The sequence below is a fragment of the Burkholderia sp. AU44665 genome, from assembly GCF_030504405.1.
Lineage (GTDB): Bacteria > Pseudomonadota > Gammaproteobacteria > Burkholderiales > Burkholderiaceae > Burkholderia > Burkholderia semiarida.
Map to the genome: position 1 here is coordinate 203,382 of NZ_JAUJRI010000006.1, position 17,859 is coordinate 221,240.

Here is a 17,859-nt window from a genome sequence, read left to right on the forward strand (position 1 = left end):
GGTAAAATCGCGGCTTCCTCCCGCGCCAGGTGTGGCGCGTCATTCGAAGGTCGACAGCCGATGCAGATTCACAAGGAAGTGGACGCGCGCGGGCTCAATTGCCCGTTGCCGATCCTGCGTGCCAAGAAAGCGCTTGCCGATATGGAAAGCGGGCAGATCCTCAAGGTGCTCGCGACCGATCCGGGCTCGCAGCGCGATTTCGCCGCGTTCGCGAAGCAGACGGGCAACGAGATCGTCGAATCGACGACGCAGGACAAGACCTTCGTGTTCCTGATGCGCCGCCGCTGAAGGCGCGCATTACCCATCCCGCCGCGGCAGGCTTCCGGCCGGCCGTGTCTTGCCGCTCCTTTCTGACAATTCTTAAACCTCGTCGCGCGACCGGCTGCGTATACTGAGCCGGCCGGTCGTCCGCTCCCAGCGGAGGCGCCGGCCACGGTACGTCGCACGGCGGGCTCGGGGGCCATGCCTGACGCTACCGTCGTACAACGGGGAGAGGACATGTCCTTCAGACCAGGGACCTTTGGAAGCCCGTCCGGAGCGGAAAGCATTGCGCCCGTGCGCACGTCGGAATTGAGCCGGATCGAGCTCGATCCGCAACAGGACCGCCACGCGCGTGCCGCGCTGGAGGCGTATGCGGATTCGGCCGCGGCCGAGATGCCGTGGCTGGCCGAGTGGCTCGACGAACGGCTGCGCGATGCCGCGCGGGACGACGGCTCGGGCCCGACCTACTGCGGCGCGACGATCGAACGCGTGTTCGATCTGGCGCAGGCATGGGCGGCGGGCCAGCCCGACTACGCGGCCGGCGCGTGGGAGCGCGTGCGCGACCAGCTGCAGCGGATGCTTGCGCAACCGCCGCTGGCGGAGCCGCCGTCGCCGCGCGTGCCGACAGACGACTGTGCCGAGCCGGTGGCCGGCATCGCGGGCGCCGAATAGGCGTCCGGTTGCGCAACAGAAGGGATTATTCGAAGAAAGGGCGATAGTCCGCGCAATTTCTTGGCGAATTTCATACTACTATGATGAAATCGCCGGTTCGTCCGTGCCCCGTTTTTGAGATATTTAGCCGGGGTCGCCGGGGTGCGCAGGAGGCGCGAGCGGCGAACGACGGCTCGCCGGCCGGTATCCGGAACGCCGCGCGCATGCTGCGCGGCCGGGGCAGGCGCGGGAGCCGAATGGACGAACCGACTTCGATTTGCGGGGTGCTATGAGAATTGCTGTACTGGATGACGATCCGGCCCAGACGGATTTCGTCAGTCAAACGCTGACGGCCATCGGCCACACGTGCTACGCGTTCAAGGAAGGCAAGGCCCTGAAAAAGCGCCTGCAGCGCGAGACGTTCGATCTGCTGGTGCTCGACTGGAACGTGCCCGACATGTCCGGCGAGGAAGTGCTCAAGTGGGTGCGCGCCAACCAGACCGAGCACAGCCTGCCGATCATCTTCATGACGAGCCGCGACGACGAGGCGGGTATCACGCAGATCCTCAACGCCGGCGCCGACGATTACGTGGTCAAGCCCGTGTCGGGCCCGATCCTGCGCGCGCGCATCGGTTCGCTGCTGCGCCGCGCGTATCCGGTCAACGCCGAGGCGACCGTTCGCGAGTTCGACCAGTTCCGTTTCGATGTGAACCTGAAGCAGGCGTACGTCGGCGACAAGGCCGTCAGCCTCACGCAAAAGGAATTCGAGCTCGCGCTGCTGCTGTTCCAGCATCTCGACCGGCCCCTGTCGCGCGCGCACATTCTCGACCTCGTGTGGAAGCAGGCGACCGACATCCCGTCGCGCACGATGGATACGCACATTTCGATGCTGCGCACCAAGCTCGGCCTGCGGCCCGAAAACGGCTACCGTCTCGCGCCGATCTACGGGTACGGCTACCGGCTCGAACGGGTCGGCCAGGGGGAACCGGAGTGATCACGCGAATCACGCCGCGCACGGCGAGCCTGCGTACGGCGGCGCTGCACGCGGCCTGCGCGGCGGCGTTGGCGTTCGCCGTGCAGCCCGCCGTCGCGCAGCCGCCCGCCGCCGCGGGCAAGATGGTCGTCTATCGCACGCAGGCGGGCGACACGCTGTACGACGTCGCCGCGCGCTACCTGCAAGGCGCGGACGACTGGCAACTGCTCCAGCAGATCAACGGCGTGCCGGCGCCGAAGCACCTGCAGCCCGGCATCGCGCTGAAGCTGCCGGTCGCGCGGCTGCGCAAGGAAAAGCTCACCGCACGCGTGGTCGCGGTGCAGGGCACGGCCGAGCGCGCGTCCGGCGGCGCCTTCGCGCCGCTCGCGAACGATGCGACGCTCGCCGAAGGCGACCGCGTGCGCACGGGCGCGAACGGCTTCGTGACGATCGAGCTGAGCGACGGCACGCACATGAGCCTGCCGCCCGACAGCCAGCTCGACCTGAAGTCGCTGCGCCGCACGGTGCTGACCGGCACGCTCGATCGCGAGTTCGAACTCACGCGCGGCTCGGTCGACAGCGAAGTCACCCACCTGAAGAAACGCGACGACCGCTTCCAGATCCGCTCGCCGTCGGTCGTGGCCGGCGTGCGCGGCACGCGCTTTCGCGTGAACTACGACGCGGCCGGCAATGCGACGACGCGCGTCGAAGTGCTCGACGGCACCGTCGGCGTCGCGGGCGGCCGGCGGCCGGCCGACGCGACGCTCGTGCATGCGAATTTCGGCAGCGTCGCGACGTCGTCCGGCGCGGTCGGCGCGCCCGTCGAACTGCTGGGCGCGCCAACGCTCGCGCATCCCGACAAGGTGCAGGACGAGCCCGACGTCGCCTTCGACGTCACGCCGCTCGCGCAGGCGCATGCGTATCGCGTGCAGCTCGCGCACGATGCGGGGCTGCTCGACCTGTTCCGCGAGACGCGTACCGATTCGCCGCGCGCGGTGTTCCGCGACGTGCCGAACGGGAACTACTTCGTGCGGATCGCCGCGATCGATGCGAACGGCCTCGAGGGACGGCCGCGCACCTATGCGTTCGAACGCCGCGTGATGGGGCTCGACGCGAGCGCGTCGCAGGGCGCGGGCGGTTACGAGTTCCGCTGGTCGCCGAATGGCTCGGGCAAGAACGCGCGTTACCGCTTCGTGCTGTCGCGCTCGAAGGACCTGAGCGCGCCGGTCGTCGATCAGGTCGGCCTGCACGCGCGCCAGATCACCGTCGCGCACCTGCCGCCGGGCGACTATTTCTGGGCCGTGACCGTCGAGGATTTCGAAGGCGGCAAGTTCTACGAGAAGACCAGTCCGGTCAGCGCGTTCACGTTGTCGCGCTGACCCGCGGCGCATGAGACACGACTCCGTTTCTCCGCGGCGGCGCCTCGGCCGCCGCTTCCTGATCGAATGGATCGCGATCGGCTGCCTCGGGATCGCGGTGATCCTCGCATGCGCGCTCGGCCGCCTGTCGTCGAGCGTCGACGGGCTGATCTACGACCGGCTGCTGATGCTGCGCAGCCTGCCGCTGTCGCCCGACGTGGTCGTCGTCGACATCGACAACCAGAGCGTATCCGCGCTCGGTCGTTGGCCGTGGCCGCGCGACGTGCACGCGCGGCTGCTCGACACGCTCGCGCGCGCACAGCCGGCCGCCGTCGTCTACGACGTGCTGTTTACCGAGCCGTCGCCCGAGGATCGCGCGTTCGCGGACGCGATGAGCCGCGTGCCGACCTTTCTGCCGGTGCTGCTGAGCCCCGAGCAGGCGGACGGCGCGCGTTCCGTCGATCCGCCGGTCGCCGCGCTCGCCGCGCGTGCGACGGGGCTCGGCCATATCAATCTCGAAGTCGATCGCGACGGGATCGTTCGCAGCGTCGCGCTGTTCGAAAGCGACGGCCGCGTGCGCTGGCCGCAACTGATGGTGCCCGTGTACCGCGCGATCCAGGCCGGCCGGCTGCACCCGGTCGGCGGCGTGCCCGGCGCGAACGCGCACGACCTGTCGCGCGATGCGGCGGGCGAGGGCCGCTACCTGATTCCGTTCAGCCGCAACACGCCCGCGTATCCGACGCTGTCGTTCGACGACGTGCTCGAAGGGCGCGTGAAGCCCGACGCCCTGCGCGGCAAGATCGTCGTCGTCGGCGTGACCGCGTCCGGGCTGTACGATCGCTTCGCGACGCCGGTGTCCGGCGAGTTCGGTCCGCTCGCCGGCGTGTACATCCATGCGAACGTGCTCGACATGCTGGCGACCGGCAGCGCGATCTCGCCCGCGTCGCGCGCGGGATTGTTCATCGCGTCGCTGCTGCCGCTCGCCGTGTTGCTGGGCGGCTTCCTGATGCTGTCGCCGTGGCGCGCGCTGCTGCTGACGCTGAGCCTGGCCGCGCTCGCCGTGGTCGCGAGCGTGGCGCTGCTGTTCGAGGCGCGCATCTGGCTGACGCCGGCGCCGGCGATCTTCGGGCTGATCGCCGTCTACCCGATCTGGAACTGGCGGCGGCTGGAAATGACGATGTCGTATCTGCGTCGCGAGCTGCAGAAGCTCGCCGACGAGCCGCACCTGCTGCCCGAGGCGCCGCGCACGCGCAACGTCGGCGGCGACGTGCTCGAGCGGCAGATGGCGCTGATGGCGCAGGCCGCGCAGCGCGTGCAGGACATGAAGCGCTTCGTGTGGGACAGCCTCGACAGCATGCCCGAACCGATCTTCGTGACCGACCTCGCCGGTACCGTGCTGATCGCGAATCATGCGGCCAAACGCTACGGGTCGCGGCTCGCGCTGCCGCTGCCGGAAGGGCGGCCGCTGCGCATCGCGCTCGGCGAGCTGACGTTCATGAAGACGGTCGACGGCAACGCGGAGCATGACGCGGCGATCCGCGAGCACTGGCCGGCCGCGCTCGACCCGACGCTCGAGGCCGAGCACGACGCGATGGCGCGGGGCATCGAGGTGCGCGACCGGGACGGGCTCGACCATCTGCTACGCTACGCCGCGTGCACGAACGCGCAAGGTCGCGTGACCGGCTGGATCGCCGGCCTCGTCGACGTGACCGAACTGCACGCGGCCGAGCGGCAGCGCGAGGAAGCGCTGCACCTGCTGTCGCACGACATGCGTTCGCCGCAGTCGTCGATCCTCGCGCTGGTCGAGATCGAGCGCGACCGCGTCGAGAGCGATGCGATGCGCGGGCTGCTTGCACGGATCGAGCGCTATGCGCACCGCGCACTGTCGCTCGCCGACGAGTTCGTGCAACTGGCGCGCGCCGAGTCGCAGGCGTACCAGCTCGAGGTGACGAGCCTCGTCGACGTGCTGATCGATGCGAGCGACGAGGTGTGGCCGCAGGCGCAGGCGAAACACATCCGCATCGAGACCGACGTGGGCGCCGACATGTGCTGGGTGCGCGCGGACCGCTCGCTGATCACGCGCGCGTTCGTGAACCTGCTGAACAACGCGGTCAAATACAGTCCGTCCGACACGGTGATCACGTGTACGCTGACGGTCGAGCACGCAACGAAGCGGATGTTCTGTACGATTCGCGATCAGGGGTACGGCATCGCGCCGGAAGATCAGCGGCATCTGTTCGAGCGTTTCAAGCGGTTCCATGCCGGCGAGCGGCCCGAAATCTCGGGTTCCGGGCTCGGCATGGCGTTCGTGAAGACGGTCGTCACGCGCCATGGGGGCAGCGTGTCGGTCGACAGCGAAGTGGGTGTCGGCACCGCGGTGACGGTGTCGCTGCCCGCGATCGACGAGCCGTCCGCCTGACAGGGCCGGGCGCGACGGCAGGCATTTGGGGAAAGCCATGAGAAAGCAATGGGCGGCGGCCGCGCTGGCGGCGTCGCTGTTGGCGGGTTGCGCCGGCGTCACGAGCGGCGTGAGTGCGGTCGGGCAGCCGGATGCGTTCGCTTCCGGTGCGCACGGCTACGATTTCGTGCGGACGGCCGCGCAGGCGGGCGATGCCGAGTACCGGCAGATCGAGACGCTCGTGCGCGACGAGCTCGCGCGCCGCGGCTTCGATGCGCAGCCGCTCAAGGACGCGCGTTACCGGTTGTCGATCGCGTACGCGACCCAGCCGGCGGCGGTCGCGGCAAGCGCCGAGCGCTGCGGCGCGGCGAGCAGCGCCTGCGTGACGGTCGACGGGCCCGCGCCGCTCGCGCTGCCGTTCATGGGCCGCGTGTACCGCCACGTGCTGACGCTGCGTTTCGTCGATGCGAAATCGGGTGCCGACGTCTATCGCGTGTCGGCGTCGCTGCGCGATCGCGATCCGGGTACGCAGCAGGCCGCGCCGGCGCTCGTGAAGAGTGCGCTGGCGAAGGTCCCGTTCGGCGACGGCACCGGCTGGCTGGTCAAGACGAAAAAAGACGACGCGGGCGGCATGCCGGGCGTCGTCTCGGTGAAGCCGGCCGACGCGCGCTGAAGGCGCCGGCCGCAAGGTGAGGGCGGGCCCGCCGGGGCAGGCCCTTGCCGCGTTCAGACGGCCGGTTGGCCGCCGTCGCGGGTGCGCAGGTACGTTTCGAACTCCGCGCCGACTTCCGGGTGGCGCAGCGCGAATTCGACCGTCGCCTTCAGGTAGCCGAGCTTGCTGCCGCAGTCGTAGCGCGTGCCCTGATACTTGTAGGCCAGCACCTGTTCGTCGGCGAGCAGTGCCTGGATCGCGTCGGTGAGTTGCAGTTCGCCGCCCGCGCCGGGCTTCAGCGCGCGCAGGTGCTCGAAGATCCGCGGCTTCAGGATGTAGCGTCCGACCACGCCGAGGTTCGACGGGGCGACTTCCGGCGCCGGCTTCTCGACGATCGCCGACATCTTGACGATCGACTCTTCCCATTCCTTGCCGTCGACGATCCCGTACGATTTCGTCTCCGACGGCGGGATCTCTTCGACGCCGATCACCGAGCTGTGATAGTGGTCGAACACGTCGACCATCTGCTTCATCACCGGCGGGTTGCCGTCGAGCAGGTCGTCCGCGAGGATCACCGCGAACGGATTGTCGGCGACCAGCTTTTCCGCGCACAGCACCGCATGGCCGAGGCCGAGCGCTTCCGGCTGGCGCACGTAGAAGCAGTCGACATGGCTCGGCTTGATGCTGCGCACCAGCTCGAGCAGCTTTTCCTTGCCGCGCGCCTCGAGTTCGGCCTCGACTTCGTACGATTTGTCGAAGTGGTCCTCGATCGCGCGCTTGCTGCGCCCGGTCACGAAGATCATCTCGGTGATGCCGGCAGCGATCGCTTCCTCGACCGCGTACTGGATCAGCGGCTTGTCGACGACCGGCAGCATTTCCTTCGGGCTCGCCTTCGTTGCCGGCAGGAACCGCGTGCCGAGACCGGCCACGGGGAATACCGCCTTGGTGACTTTCAACATGATCGAACCTTTATTCCTGTAATCGACTTGTCAGACGGTCTATGTTCACGTCCGCATTATAGTGAACGCAAATGACCTTACCCTTTGTTACGCAGGCAACCGATCGAGCTGAGCACGCAGTTTTTCGAGCGTGCTCTGGAATTCCGCGACGCGTTTTTGCTCCTGTTCGACCACGGCCGGCGGCGCTTTCGCGACGAAAGCCTCGTTGCCGAGCTTCGCGTTGCACTTCGCGATCTCGCCCGTCAGGCGCGTGATTTCCTTCGCCAGGCGCTCGCGTTCGGCCGCGACGTCGATTTCCACCTTCAGCACCAGCTTGTTCGGGCCGACGATCGCGATCGGCGCGCCGTGCGCCTGCTGGTCGAGCGACGCTTCGTCGGCCAGGATCTGCACTTCCGACAGGCGCGCGAGCGCCTGGACGTACGGCGCGAACGAGCGCAGGCGCTCGGCGTCGCCGGCGGCCAGCAGCGGCACCTTGGTGGCCGGCGACAGGTTCATCTCGCCGCGCAGGTTGCGGCACGCGTCGACGATCGCCTTCAGGTCGGCCGCCCACTGCTCGGACGCCTCGTCGAGCTTCTGCAGGTTCGCGATGGGGTAGGCCTGCGTCATCAACGACGCCTCGCCGTCGGCCTTGCCCTGCGGATAGCGGCCGGCGAGCGGCGCGACCTTCTGCCAGAGCGCTTCGGTGATGAACGGGATGACCGGATGCGCGAGGCGCAGCACCGTTTCCAGCACGCGCAGCAGCGTGCGGCGCGTCGCGCGCTGCTGTTCCGGCGTGCCGTTCTGGATCTGCACCTTCGCGAGTTCGAGATACCAGTCGCAGTACTCGTCCCACACGAACTTGTAGATGCTGCTCGCGATGTTGTCGAAGCGGTAATCGGCGAAACCCTTCGCGATGTCGGCTTCGGTGCGCTGCAGCAGCGACACGATCCAGCGGTCGGCCGCGGAGAAATCGAGGTAGCCGCCGGGGCCGCAGTCGCCCGCGCCGCACACTTCGGGCTTGTCGGCGCCGCAGTCGTGGCCTTCGCAGTTCATCAGCACGAAGCGCGTCGCGTTCCACAGCTTGTTGCAGAAGTTGCGATAGCCTTCGCAGCGCGCGAGGTCGAAGTTCACGTTGCGGCCGAGCGTCGCCATCGACGCCATCGTGAAGCGCAGCGCGTCGGTGCCGAACGCCGGAATGCCGTCCGGGAATTCCTTGCGCGTCTTCTTCTCGATCGTGGCGGCCTGCTTCGGGTTCATCAGGCCCGTTGTGCGCTTCGCGACCAGCGTGTCGAGATCGATGCCGTCGACGATGTCGATCGGGTCGAGCGTGTTGCCCTTGCTCTTCGACATCTTCTGGCCTTCCGCGTCGCGCACGAGGCCGTGCACGTACACGGTGTGGAACGGCACCTTGCCGGTGAAGTGCGTGGTCATCATCACCATCCGGGCGACCCAGAAGAAGATGATGTCGAAGCCGGTGACGAGCACCGACGACGGCAGGAAGTGCTTCAGTTCAGGCGTTTCGTTCGGCCAGCCGAGCGACGAGAACGGCACGAGCGCGGACGAGAACCACGTGTCGAGCACGTCCTCGTCGCGCTTGAGCGCGCCCGCATAGCCCTTCGCCGCGGCCTGCGCACGCGCTTGCTCCTCGTCGCGCGCGACGAACACCTCGCCGTTCTCGCCGTACCACGCGGGAATCTGGTGACCCCACCACAGCTGGCGCGAGATGCACCAGTCCTGGATGTTTTCGAGCCACTGGTAGTAGGTGGTCGTCCAGTTTTCCGGCACGAACTTGATCTGGCCGCTGCGCACGACGTCGAGCGACGTTTCGGTGATCGACTTGCCCGGATTGAACGTGCCTTCCGGCGCCGGCTTCGTCATCGCGACGAACCACTGGTCGGTCAGCATCGGCTCGATCACGACGCCCGTGCGGTCGCCGCGCGGCACCATCAGCTTGTGCGGCTTCACCGAGTCGAGGAAGCCCTGCGCGTCGAGGTCGGCGACGATCGCCTTGCGCGCGTCGAAGCGATCGAGGCCGCGATACTGCTCGGGGCCGTTGTCGTTGATCTTCGCGTCGAGCGTCAGGATCTCGATCGGCGCGAGGTTGTGGCGCAGGCCGACCTGATAGTCGTTGAAGTCGTGCGCGGGCGTGACCTTCACGACGCCCGTGCCGAATTCGCGGTCGACGTAGTCGTCGGCGATCACCGGAATCTCGCGGCCCGTCAGCGGCAGCGTGACGAGCTTGCCGATCAGGTTCGCGTAGCGTTCGTCTTCCGGGTGGACCATCACCGCGACGTCGCCGAGCATCGTCTCGGGGCGTGTGGTCGCGACGGTCAGCGAGCCCGAACCGTCGGCGAGCGGGTAGCGGATGTGCCACAGGTGGCCGTTTTCTTCCTCGCTCACGACTTCGAGGTCCGACACGGCGGTGAGCAGCACCGGATCCCAGTTGACGAGGCGCTTGCCGCGATAGATCAGGCCCTGTTCATACAGCGTGACGAACACGTCGCGCACGGCGGCCGACATCTTGTCGTCCATCGTGAAGTATTCGCGCGACCAGTCGGTCGACGCGCCGAGGCGGCGCACCTGGCCGGTGATCGTCGAGCCGGATTTCTGCTTCCATTCCCACACGCGCTCGACGAATTTCTCGCGGCCGAGGTCGTGGCGCGACACGCCCTGCGCGTCGAGCTGGCGCTCGACGACGATCTGCGTGGCGATCCCCGCGTGGTCGGTGCCGGGCACCCACAGCGTGTTCTCGCCGAGCATCCGGTGGTAGCGGGCGAGGCCGTCCATGATCGTCTGGTTGAACGCATGGCCCATGTGCAGCGTGCCGGTGACGTTCGGCGGCGGCAACTGGATCGCGAAATCGGGGCGCGCCGGATCGAATGCCGGGGCGGCATAGCCGCGTTTTTCCCACTCGGGCCCCCATTGGGACTCGATGGTGTGGGGTTCGAAGCTCTTCGCCAGCGTGTTGTCGCTCATGGTGGAAATTTGCCGAAAAATGCGTGAATTGGATGCCGAATCCGACAATTATAAATGGATGCACATCGGCCAGCCATCGCCCGTCCGGCGCGGGCCTGTCGGGACGCGCCCGCAACGTGCGTCCGACATGCGACCGAATCGATCGGAAACGGCATCGCGACGGACTTATAATGTCGGGTCCGCATTTTTCTCGCCCGTCAGCTGCCGCTCCATGCCCGATCTGCTCGCCAATCTGAACCCCGAACAACTCGCCGCCGTCACGTTGCCGAACGAACCGGCGCTGATCCTCGCAGGGGCGGGCAGCGGCAAGACCCGCGTGCTGATCACGCGCATCGCGTGGCTGATCCAGCAGGGCTACGCATCGCCGCCCACCGTGCTCGCCGTCACCTTCACGAACAAGGCCGCGCGCGAGATGATGGCGCGCCTGTCGGCGATGATGCCGATCGACACGCGCGGGATGTGGATCGGCACGTTCCACGGCCTGTGCAACCGGATGCTGCGCACCCACTGGCGCGACGCGGGCCTGCCGCAGACCTTCCAGATCCTCGACACGGCCGATCAGTTGTCCGCGATCAAGCGGCTGATGAAGGCGGCGAACGTCGACGACGAAAAGTACCCGCCGAAGAACGTCCAGTACTTCATCAACAACGCGAAGGAGCAGGGGCTGCGCCCGGACAAGGTCGACGCGACCGACAACTTCAACCGCAAGTTCGTCGAGCTGTACCAGGCGTACGACCAGCAGTGCCAGCGCGAAGGCGTCGTCGACTTCCCCGAGCTGCTGCTGCGCTGCTACGAGCTGCTCGCGTACAACGCGCCGCTGCGCGCGCATTACCAGGCGCGCTTCCGGCACATCCTCGTCGACGAGTTCCAGGACACCAACAAGCTGCAGTACGCGTGGCTCAAGATGCTCGCGGGCGGCGAGAACGCGATCTTCGCGGTCGGCGACGACGACCAGTCGATCTACGCGTTCCGCGGCGCGAACGTCGGCAACATGCGCGACTTCGAAGACGAATTCCGCGTGCGCAACCTGATCAAGCTCGAGCAGAACTACCGTTCGCACGGCAACATCCTCGACGCGGCGAACCAGCTGATCTCGAACAACGCGCACCGCCTCGGCAAGAACCTGCGCACCGACGCCGGCCACGGCGAGCCCGTGCGCGTGTACGAAGCCAGCACCGATTCGCAGGAAGCCGGCTGGATCGTCGAGGAGATCCGTTCGCTGATCAACACCGGGATGGCGCGCAGTGAGGTGGCCGTCCTGTACCGCAGCAACGCGCAGTCGCGCTCGATCGAGCACACGCTGATGTCGTCGGGCATTCCGTACCGCGTGTACGGCGGCCTGCGCTTTTTCGAGCGGCAGGAAGTGAAGCACGCGCTCGCGTACCTGCGCCTGATCGACAACCCGAACGACGACACCGCATTCGCACGCGTCGTGAACTTCCCGACCCGCGGAATCGGCGCGCGCTCGGTCGAGCAACTGGCCGACGCGGCGCGCCTGTACGGCTGCTCGATGGCCGCCGCGATTCCGTACGTGACCGGCAAGGCCGGCACGAGCCTTGGCGGGTTCGCGAACCTGATCGCGAAGATGCGCGCCGACACGCAGCACATGAACCTGCCCGACACCGTCGAGCACATCGTGCGCGCGAGCGGCCTCGCCGATTTCTACCAGGGCGAGCGCGAAGGCCAGGATCGCCTGGAAAACCTTCAGGAACTCGTGAACGCGGCCACCGCGTTCATCGCCGAGGAAGGCTACGGGCTCGACACGCCGGCTCGCTCGATCCCGCTGCGCGCGGGCGCGATCGCGGCGCCCGAGCTGGGCACGGCGACCGACGATCCGGCGCTCGACGTGCTCGATGCGGCGTCGCCCGCCGACCCCGCCCAGAACCCCGACACGATGACGCCGCTCGCCGGCTTCCTGTCGCACGCGTCGCTGGAGGCCGGCGACAACCAGGCGCAGGCCGGTCAGGACGCGGTGCAGCTGATGACCGTGCACGCGGCGAAGGGGCTCGAGTTCTCGGCCGTGTTCATCACGGGGCTCGAGGAAGGGCTGTTCCCGCACGAGAACAGCGTGCTCGAATCGGACGGCCTCGAGGAAGAGCGCCGGCTGATGTACGTCGCGATCACGCGCGCGAAGGAGCGCCTCTACCTGTCGTTCGCGCAAAGCCGGATGCTGCACGGCCAGACCCGCTACAACGTGCGCTCGCGCTTCTTCGACGAACTGCCGGAGCACGTGCTGAAGTGGCTCACGCCGAAGGTCGAGGCCGGCTCGCGCTGGGGCGGGCGCTCGGACAACGCCGGTTACGGGCGCGACTGGTTCGCGCGCCCCGGCGGCGGCAGTCGCGAGCAGATCGTCGACGCGGCCGTGTCCGCGCCGCTGCCCGCGTTCGCGGACAAGCAGCGCGCGGCCGACGCCGGCTTCCGGGTCGGCCAGCAGGTGTTCCATACGAAGTTCGGCGAAGGCACGGTCACCGCGCTCGAAGGCAACGGCACCGATGCGAAGGCGCAGGTGAAGTTCAAGCGCCACGGCGAGAAGTGGCTCGCGCTCGCGGTCGCGAAACTGCAGGCGGTGGAATGATGGACGTCGATCTGGGTGTTGCGCCTGCCGCGCGTCCGCTCGGCATTCTGGCCGCGCTGCCGGAGGAACTCGGCGACCTGATCGCCGCGATGCGCGCCGACGGCGCGATGAAGACGGTCACGCTCGGCCGCCGCGATTATCACGTCGGCACCGTGCACGGCGCGGCCTGCGTCGTCACGCTCGCGCGGGTCGGCAAGGTCGCGGCCGCCGCGACGGTCAGCGCGCTGATCCACGTGTTCGGCGTGTCGGGCGTGGTGTTTACCGGCGTCGCGGGCGGTGTGTCGCGCACGGTGCGCGTCGGCGACGTCGTCGTGGCCGATACGCTGCTGCAGCACGATCTCGACGCGTCGCCGCTCTTTCCGCGCTACGAGGTGCCGCTGCTCGGCATCACGCGTTTCGCGACCGACGCGGCGCTGACGGCCCGCTTGCGGGCCGCGTGCGCGCTGTTCGTCGACGAAGAGGGCGCGCGGCTCGCCGAACGCTTCGGGCTCGCCGGCGCGGCGCTGCACGCGGGGCTCGTCATCAGCGGCGACCGCTTCGTGTCGAGCGAGCGGGAAGTGCTCGCGCTGCGCGACGCGCTGCCGGACGCGCTCGCGGTCGAAATGGAAGGCGCGGCGATCGCGCAGGTGTGCGCCGAACACGACGTGCCGTTCGCGCTCGTGCGCACGATCTCCGATACGGCCGACGACCACGCGACGCAATCGTTCTCGCACTTCCTGTCGGCGATCGCGGGCAGCTACTCGTCCGGCATCCTCAAGCGTTTCCTGACGCTGCATGCGACGACGGCGGCCTGAAGCCGCCGTCGAACCCTTCTCCATTCGAATCGGCCGGCCGCGGCGCGTGTGCCGCGGCCGGCCGTTCGTCATGCCTGCTTGCGTCCGCTGCCTTCGAGGTTCGGCAGGAACACCGTCAGCACGCCGATCAGCGGCAGGAACGAGCACACCTTGTAGACGAACGGGATGCTCGTCGCGTCCGCGAGCTGGCCGAGCACGGCGGCACCCACGCCGCCCAGGCCGAACGCGAAGCCGAAGAACAGGCCCGCGACCATCCCGACCTTGCCGGGCATCAGCTCGGTCGCATAGACGAGGATCGCGGCGAACGCCGACGCCAGCACGACGCCGATGATCACGGTCAGCACGCTCGTCCAGAACAGGTTCGCGTACGGCAGCAGCATCGTGAACGGCGCGACGCCGAGGATCGACACCCAGATCACGTACTTGCGGCCGATCCGGTCGCCGACCGGGCCGCCGATCAGCGTGCCGGCCGCCACCGCCGCGAGGAACACGAACAGGTGGATCTGCGCGGCCTGAACCGACAGGTGGAACTTGTCGATCAGGTAGAACGTGAAATAGCTGTTGATGCTCGCGAGGTAGAAGTACTTCGAGAACACGAGCAGCACCAGCACGCCGATCGCACCCATCACGCGGCCGCGCGACAGCGTCGGGTGGCCGGCCGACGCGGTCTTCTTCTTCATCGACGGATGCTTCTTGTACCAGTGGCCGATCTGCGTGAGCACGATCATCGCGACGAGCGCGGCCGCCGAGAACCACGCGATGCTGTGCTGGCCGTGCGGAATGATCACGAGCGCGGCAAGCAGCGGCCCGAGCGCGGAGCCTGCATTGCCGCCCACCTGGAACACCGACTGCGCGAGCCCGTGCCGGCCGCCCGACGCCATCCGCGCGACCCGCGACGATTCGGGATGGAACACCGACGACCCGCAGCCGACGAGCGCGGCGGCCACGAGCAGCATCGGGAAATTCGACGCCGCCGACATCAGCAGCAGCCCCGCGAGCGTGAAGCCCATGCCGACCGGCAGCGAATACGGCTTCGGACGCTTGTCGGTATAGAGGCCGACGAGCGGTTGCAGCAAGGACGCGGTGATCTGGTAAGTGAGCGTGATCAGGCCGATCTGCGCGAACGACAGCGCGAACTGGCTCTTGAGCATCGGGTAGATCGCGAGGATCAACGACTGGATCATGTCGTTGAGCATGTGCGAGAAGCTGATCGCGCCGAGCACCGGGTAGACGGTGCGGGCAACGGGCGGTGCGGACGGCTGGGCGGCGGCTGCGCCGGCCCGGGAGTCGAGGCTGGTTTCCATGTGAACTGAACGAGTTGAGGTGGCAGGCGCGCTCTGTTGGGGATCGGCGCGTGGGTTGATTCGTTGATGCGTCAATGAAGTGTAATGTGGCGTATCAAGAATGTCAGGCCAAGTTTTATCGCGAATCGGACATTCGTCGGACGGATCGGCCGCTGCGTGCTTTTTTGGACGGGTATAACGCTGGCGGCGCGTCCGCCCTTCGGCGGGGCCGCGCCGGGGCCCGGTGCGTGTTTTTCCGGACTCAAGAAACGGCGGTGGCGGCCGTAGAACGACCCAATGACAACACGCGCGCCGCGCCTGGCGCCGGCTACCCGCCGGGCGGGCGCAGGACGCGCGGCATGGCCTGCCATCGCGGGACAGCCGGACCGACCTTTCCGGCAGCGTGATCCATACGGGGATAGTTCGATGAAAGCAGCATCTTTGCATCCACAGCCCGGTGCGGCAGCCGCCGCATCCGACGTCGCCGCCGGTCGCGTCACGCGACGCGCGCGAGCGGCGCGCCGAGAGCGCCGGCCGTGGACCGTCAAGGCGACGTTGCGCGCCGCATTCGCGATCCTGCTGGCCGGTACGCTCGCGATCGGCGTGTTCTCGCTATGGCAGATCAGCCGGCTGAACGCGTCGATCGCGTCGGTCTACGAGCAGGGCCACGTCGCGAGCCGGGCGGCGGCGGAGGTGCGGGCCGAGGTGCTGCGCGCGAGCCGCGCGCAGAAGATGCTGCTGACCGCGACCACCGCGAAGGAGCGTGACGAACTCGGCGCCGAAGTGAGCGCGGGGCTCGCGTCGATCGGCCAGGCGCTCGGCACGCTGCAGCGCTATGCGGATCCGGCCGACGCCGGCGATTCGGCGCGGCTGCGCGCGTTCTCGACGGCGGTTGGCACGTGGAGCGCGCATCTGCGCGATTTCGTCACGCTGGTGCGCGCGCAGCCGCTCGACCTGTCGCAGATGAACTGGCAGGTCGGCACGCAGGACGTGTCGCTGCTGGTCGAAACCAGCAAGCTCGAAAAACTCGTCGCCGAACTCGTGAAGACGCGCGGCGAAAAGTCGAAGGCGACGCTCGATGCGTCCGCGACCATTTTTTCGTCGTCGTTCGCGATGATCGCGGCAATGACGGCCGCGCTGATCGTGCTGGCCGTCGCGATCGCCGAACGCGTCGTACGACGCCTCGCGTCGCAGCTCGGCGGCGAGCCCGCGCTTGCGAAGGAGATTGCCGCGGACATTGCACGCGGCGACCTGACGCGGCCGATCACGCTCGGCCGGCACGATCGCGACAGCATGGTGCGCGCGCTGGCCGAGATGCAGACGGGGCTCGCGGCAACCGTGGGCGAGATCGCGGTGAGCGCCGAAGCCATCGCGGCCGCGTCCGGCGAGATCTCGACCGGCAACCTCGACCTGTCGCGGCGCACCGAGCAGCAGGCCGTCGCGCTCGAGCGCACCGCGGCCAGCATGGAGCAGCTCACGTCGACCGTGCGGCAGAACGCCGAGAACGCGCGGCAGGCGAGCACGCTCGCGGCCAATGCGTCGGCGGTGGCGGAGACGGGCGGGGAAGTCGTCGGGCGCGTGGTCGCGACGATGAGCGAGATCGACGACAGCGCGAAGAACATCCGCGACATCATCGGCACGATCGAGGGGATCGCGTTCCAGACCAACATTCTCGCGTTGAACGCGGCGGTCGAGGCCGCGCGCGCCGGCGAGCAGGGGCGCGGTTTCTCGGTGGTCGCCGGAGAGGTGCGGCTGCTCGCGCAGCGCTCGGCGACCGCGGCCAAGGAGATCCGGGAACTGATCGGCGCGTCGGTCGAGCGCGTGGCGAACGGTGCGGCGCTCGCGCACGACGCCGGCCGCACGATGGACGACGTGGTGCGTGCGGTCAAGCGCGTGACCGACATCATCGGCGAGATTTCGGCGGCGTCGGACGAGCAGAGCGCGGGGATCGACGAGATCGGCCGCGCGGTCACGCAGATGGACGCCGGCACCCAGCAGAACGCGGCGCTCGTCGAACAGGCGGCCGCGGCCGCGAACGCGCTCGACGAGCAAGCGCAGGCCTTGAAGGCGCTGGTCGGACGCTTCCGCATCGCACACTGAGCGTGCGGCGCGCCCCGCCGATTACCGCTTCTTCTGCTTGTCCGGATCGATGATGACCGTGCAGGTCGTGCCCGCCGACAGCACCACGTCGGCCGGCACTTCGTCGATCTTGATGCGCACCGGCACGCGCTGCGCGAGACGCACCCAGTTGAAGGTCGGGTTCACGTCCGCGACGAGGTCGCGGCTTTGCGGGTTGTCGCGATCGTAGATGCCGCGCGAGATGCTCTCGACGTGGCCCTTCATCACGCCGCCGCTCATCAGCCGCATTTCGGCCGGCGCGCCGATCTTCACGCGCGGCAGCTTGGTTTCCTCGAAGTAGCCGTAGACCCAGAACGAGTGGCTGTCGACGATCGCGAGCTTCGCCTGGCCGGCCACCGCGTAGTTGCCCTTGAAGGTCTGCAGGTTCGTGATGTAGCCGTCGACCGGCGAGACGACGCGCGTGCGTTCGAGGTTGAGCTTCGCGGCGTCGAGCGCGGCGAGCGCCTGCTGGTACTGTGCTTCGGCGCTCGATGCGCTGTGCGCCGCGTTCTCGCGGTTTTCCTTCGATACCACGAGCGCATCGAGGTCCGCGCGGCGGGCCGCATCGTCGCGGCGCATCTGCAGTTCCGCGCGGCGGGCGGCCACCGCCGCCTGCGCCTGCTCGACCGCGATCTGGTAGTGCGACGGATCGATCTGCATGATCAGGTCGCCTTTCTTCACGAGCTGGTTGTCATGCACGGGCAGCTCGACGATCGCGCCCGACACGTCCGGCGCGACGTTGACGATCTCCGCGCGCACGCGCCCGTCGCGCGTCCACGGATCGTCCATGTAGTGCACCCACAGCGAGCGCCCGATCAGGATCGCGACGAGAAGGATGACGGCGGTCGCGACGAAGCCGAAGAGTTTTCTGAGCATCATGAT

13 protein-coding genes are annotated in these 17,859 nt (G+C 68.1%); 9 read left to right on the forward strand and 4 right to left on the reverse strand.

Features of this window, described 5'->3' with window-relative positions:
• Positions 1 to 60: 60 nt before the first annotated feature.
• The 6 genes from QZM15_RS15560 to QZM15_RS15585 all read left to right on the forward strand — a co-directional run bounded on the left by QZM15_RS15560 (position 61) and on the right by QZM15_RS15585 (position 6,314).
• The gene (locus tag QZM15_RS15560) at positions 61 to 288 is read left to right on the forward strand and encodes a sulfurtransferase TusA family protein (protein WP_006402122.1); all 228 of its coding nucleotides are present in this window, start codon (positions 61 to 63) and stop codon (positions 286 to 288) included.
• Positions 289 to 498: 210 nt separating this feature from the next.
• Positions 499 to 933, forward strand: coding sequence for a hypothetical protein (locus tag QZM15_RS15565; RefSeq protein ID WP_059575870.1), 435 nt, complete (start codon positions 499 to 501; stop codon positions 931 to 933).
• 268 nt (positions 934 to 1,201) lie between these two features.
• Positions 1,202 to 1,906 (forward strand): response regulator transcription factor, encoded by a 705-nt coding sequence (locus QZM15_RS15570; RefSeq protein ID WP_027784223.1) that lies wholly within the window; start codon positions 1,202 to 1,204, stop codon positions 1,904 to 1,906.
• Positions 1,903 to 3,264 (forward strand): FecR domain-containing protein, encoded by a 1,362-nt coding sequence (locus tag QZM15_RS15575; protein WP_302106699.1) that lies wholly within the window; start codon positions 1,903 to 1,905, stop codon positions 3,262 to 3,264. Before QZM15_RS15570 ends, QZM15_RS15575 begins: the two co-directional genes overlap by 4 nt.
• A gap of 10 nt (positions 3,265 to 3,274) precedes the next feature.
• Positions 3,275 to 5,662: a CHASE2 domain-containing protein gene (locus tag QZM15_RS15580; RefSeq protein ID WP_104012267.1), complete on the forward strand. Its 2,388-nt coding sequence runs from the start codon at positions 3,275 to 3,277 to the stop codon at positions 5,660 to 5,662.
• 37 nt (positions 5,663 to 5,699) lie between these two features.
• Positions 5,700 to 6,314, forward strand: coding sequence for a DUF4136 domain-containing protein (locus QZM15_RS15585; RefSeq protein ID WP_059575864.1), 615 nt, complete (start codon positions 5,700 to 5,702; stop codon positions 6,312 to 6,314).
• 53 nt (positions 6,315 to 6,367) lie between these two features.
• Here the strand turns inward: QZM15_RS15585 and galU are convergent, their stop codons facing one another.
• Together galU and QZM15_RS15595 are read right to left on the reverse strand one after the other, a co-directional pair.
• Positions 6,368 to 7,252, reverse strand: a complete 885-nt coding sequence (gene galU, locus QZM15_RS15590; protein WP_059575861.1) for a UTP--glucose-1-phosphate uridylyltransferase GalU — start codon at positions 7,250 to 7,252, stop codon at positions 6,368 to 6,370.
• Positions 7,253 to 7,339: 87 nt separating this feature from the next.
• The gene (locus QZM15_RS15595; protein WP_302106700.1) at positions 7,340 to 10,207 is read right to left on the reverse strand and encodes a valine--tRNA ligase; all 2,868 of its coding nucleotides are present in this window, start codon (positions 10,205 to 10,207) and stop codon (positions 7,340 to 7,342) included.
• Between the two features lie 211 nt (positions 10,208 to 10,418).
• On the opposite strand from QZM15_RS15595, the gene QZM15_RS15600 reads away from it, so the two are divergent.
• Positions 10,419 to 12,782 carry a UvrD-helicase domain-containing protein gene (locus QZM15_RS15600; protein ID WP_059575855.1) on the forward strand — a complete coding sequence of 788 codons (2,364 nt, stop codon included), beginning with the start codon at positions 10,419 to 10,421 and terminating at the stop codon, positions 12,780 to 12,782.
• Entirely contained in the window at positions 12,779 to 13,576 is a 798-nt protein-coding gene (locus tag QZM15_RS15605) for a 5'-methylthioadenosine/adenosylhomocysteine nucleosidase (protein ID WP_302106701.1), read from the forward strand. Before QZM15_RS15600 ends, QZM15_RS15605 begins: the two co-directional genes overlap by 4 nt.
• Positions 13,577 to 13,644: 68 nt before the next feature.
• On the opposite strand, the gene QZM15_RS15610 is transcribed toward QZM15_RS15605, so the two are convergent.
• A complete protein-coding gene (locus QZM15_RS15610) occupies positions 13,645 to 14,880 on the reverse strand; it encodes an MFS transporter (RefSeq protein WP_059575851.1) in 1,236 nt (411 codons plus the stop codon).
• Positions 14,881 to 15,285: 405 nt separating this feature from the next.
• Here QZM15_RS15610 and QZM15_RS15615 point away from each other — a divergent pair, with 405 nt between their 5' ends.
• Positions 15,286 to 16,959 carry a methyl-accepting chemotaxis protein gene (locus tag QZM15_RS15615; protein WP_124864076.1) on the forward strand — a complete coding sequence of 558 codons (1,674 nt, stop codon included), beginning with the start codon at positions 15,286 to 15,288 and terminating at the stop codon, positions 16,957 to 16,959.
• Between the two features lie 21 nt (positions 16,960 to 16,980).
• Here QZM15_RS15615 and QZM15_RS15620 read toward each other — a convergent pair whose 3' ends face one another.
• Positions 16,981 to 17,856, reverse strand: coding sequence for an HlyD family secretion protein (locus tag QZM15_RS15620; RefSeq protein ID WP_059575847.1), 876 nt, complete (start codon positions 17,854 to 17,856; stop codon positions 16,981 to 16,983).
• Between the last annotated feature and the right edge of the window lie 3 nt (positions 17,857 to 17,859).

What these genes read in the sequence shown, in the direction of transcription:
- QZM15_RS15570 (WP_027784223.1), top strand. Translation starts at nt 1,202, where the DNA reads ATGAGAATTGCTGTACTGGATGACGATCCGGCCCAGACGGATTTCGTC.
- QZM15_RS15565 (WP_059575870.1), top strand. Translation starts at nt 499, where the DNA reads ATGTCCTTCAGACCAGGGACCTTTGGAAGCCCGTCCGGAGCGGAAAGC.
- QZM15_RS15585 (WP_059575864.1), top strand. Translation starts at nt 5,700, where the DNA reads ATGAGAAAGCAATGGGCGGCGGCCGCGCTGGCGGCGTCGCTGTTGGCG.
- QZM15_RS15605 (WP_302106701.1), top strand. Translation starts at nt 12,779, where the DNA reads ATGATGGACGTCGATCTGGGTGTTGCGCCTGCCGCGCGTCCGCTCGGC.
- QZM15_RS15595 (WP_302106700.1), bottom strand. Translation starts at nt 10,207, where the DNA reads ATGAGCGACAACACGCTGGCGAAGAGCTTCGAACCCCACACCATCGAG.
- QZM15_RS15560 (WP_006402122.1), top strand. Translation starts at nt 61, where the DNA reads ATGCAGATTCACAAGGAAGTGGACGCGCGCGGGCTCAATTGCCCGTTG.
- QZM15_RS15580 (WP_104012267.1), top strand. Translation starts at nt 3,275, where the DNA reads ATGAGACACGACTCCGTTTCTCCGCGGCGGCGCCTCGGCCGCCGCTTC.
- QZM15_RS15600 (WP_059575855.1), top strand. Translation starts at nt 10,419, where the DNA reads ATGCCCGATCTGCTCGCCAATCTGAACCCCGAACAACTCGCCGCCGTC.
- QZM15_RS15615 (WP_124864076.1), top strand. Translation starts at nt 15,286, where the DNA reads ATGAAAGCAGCATCTTTGCATCCACAGCCCGGTGCGGCAGCCGCCGCA.
- QZM15_RS15610 (WP_059575851.1), bottom strand. Translation starts at nt 14,880, where the DNA reads ATGGAAACCAGCCTCGACTCCCGGGCCGGCGCAGCCGCCGCCCAGCCG.
- QZM15_RS15620 (WP_059575847.1), bottom strand. Translation starts at nt 17,856, where the DNA reads ATGATGCTCAGAAAACTCTTCGGCTTCGTCGCGACCGCCGTCATCCTT.
- galU (WP_059575861.1), bottom strand. Translation starts at nt 7,252, where the DNA reads ATGTTGAAAGTCACCAAGGCGGTATTCCCCGTGGCCGGTCTCGGCACG.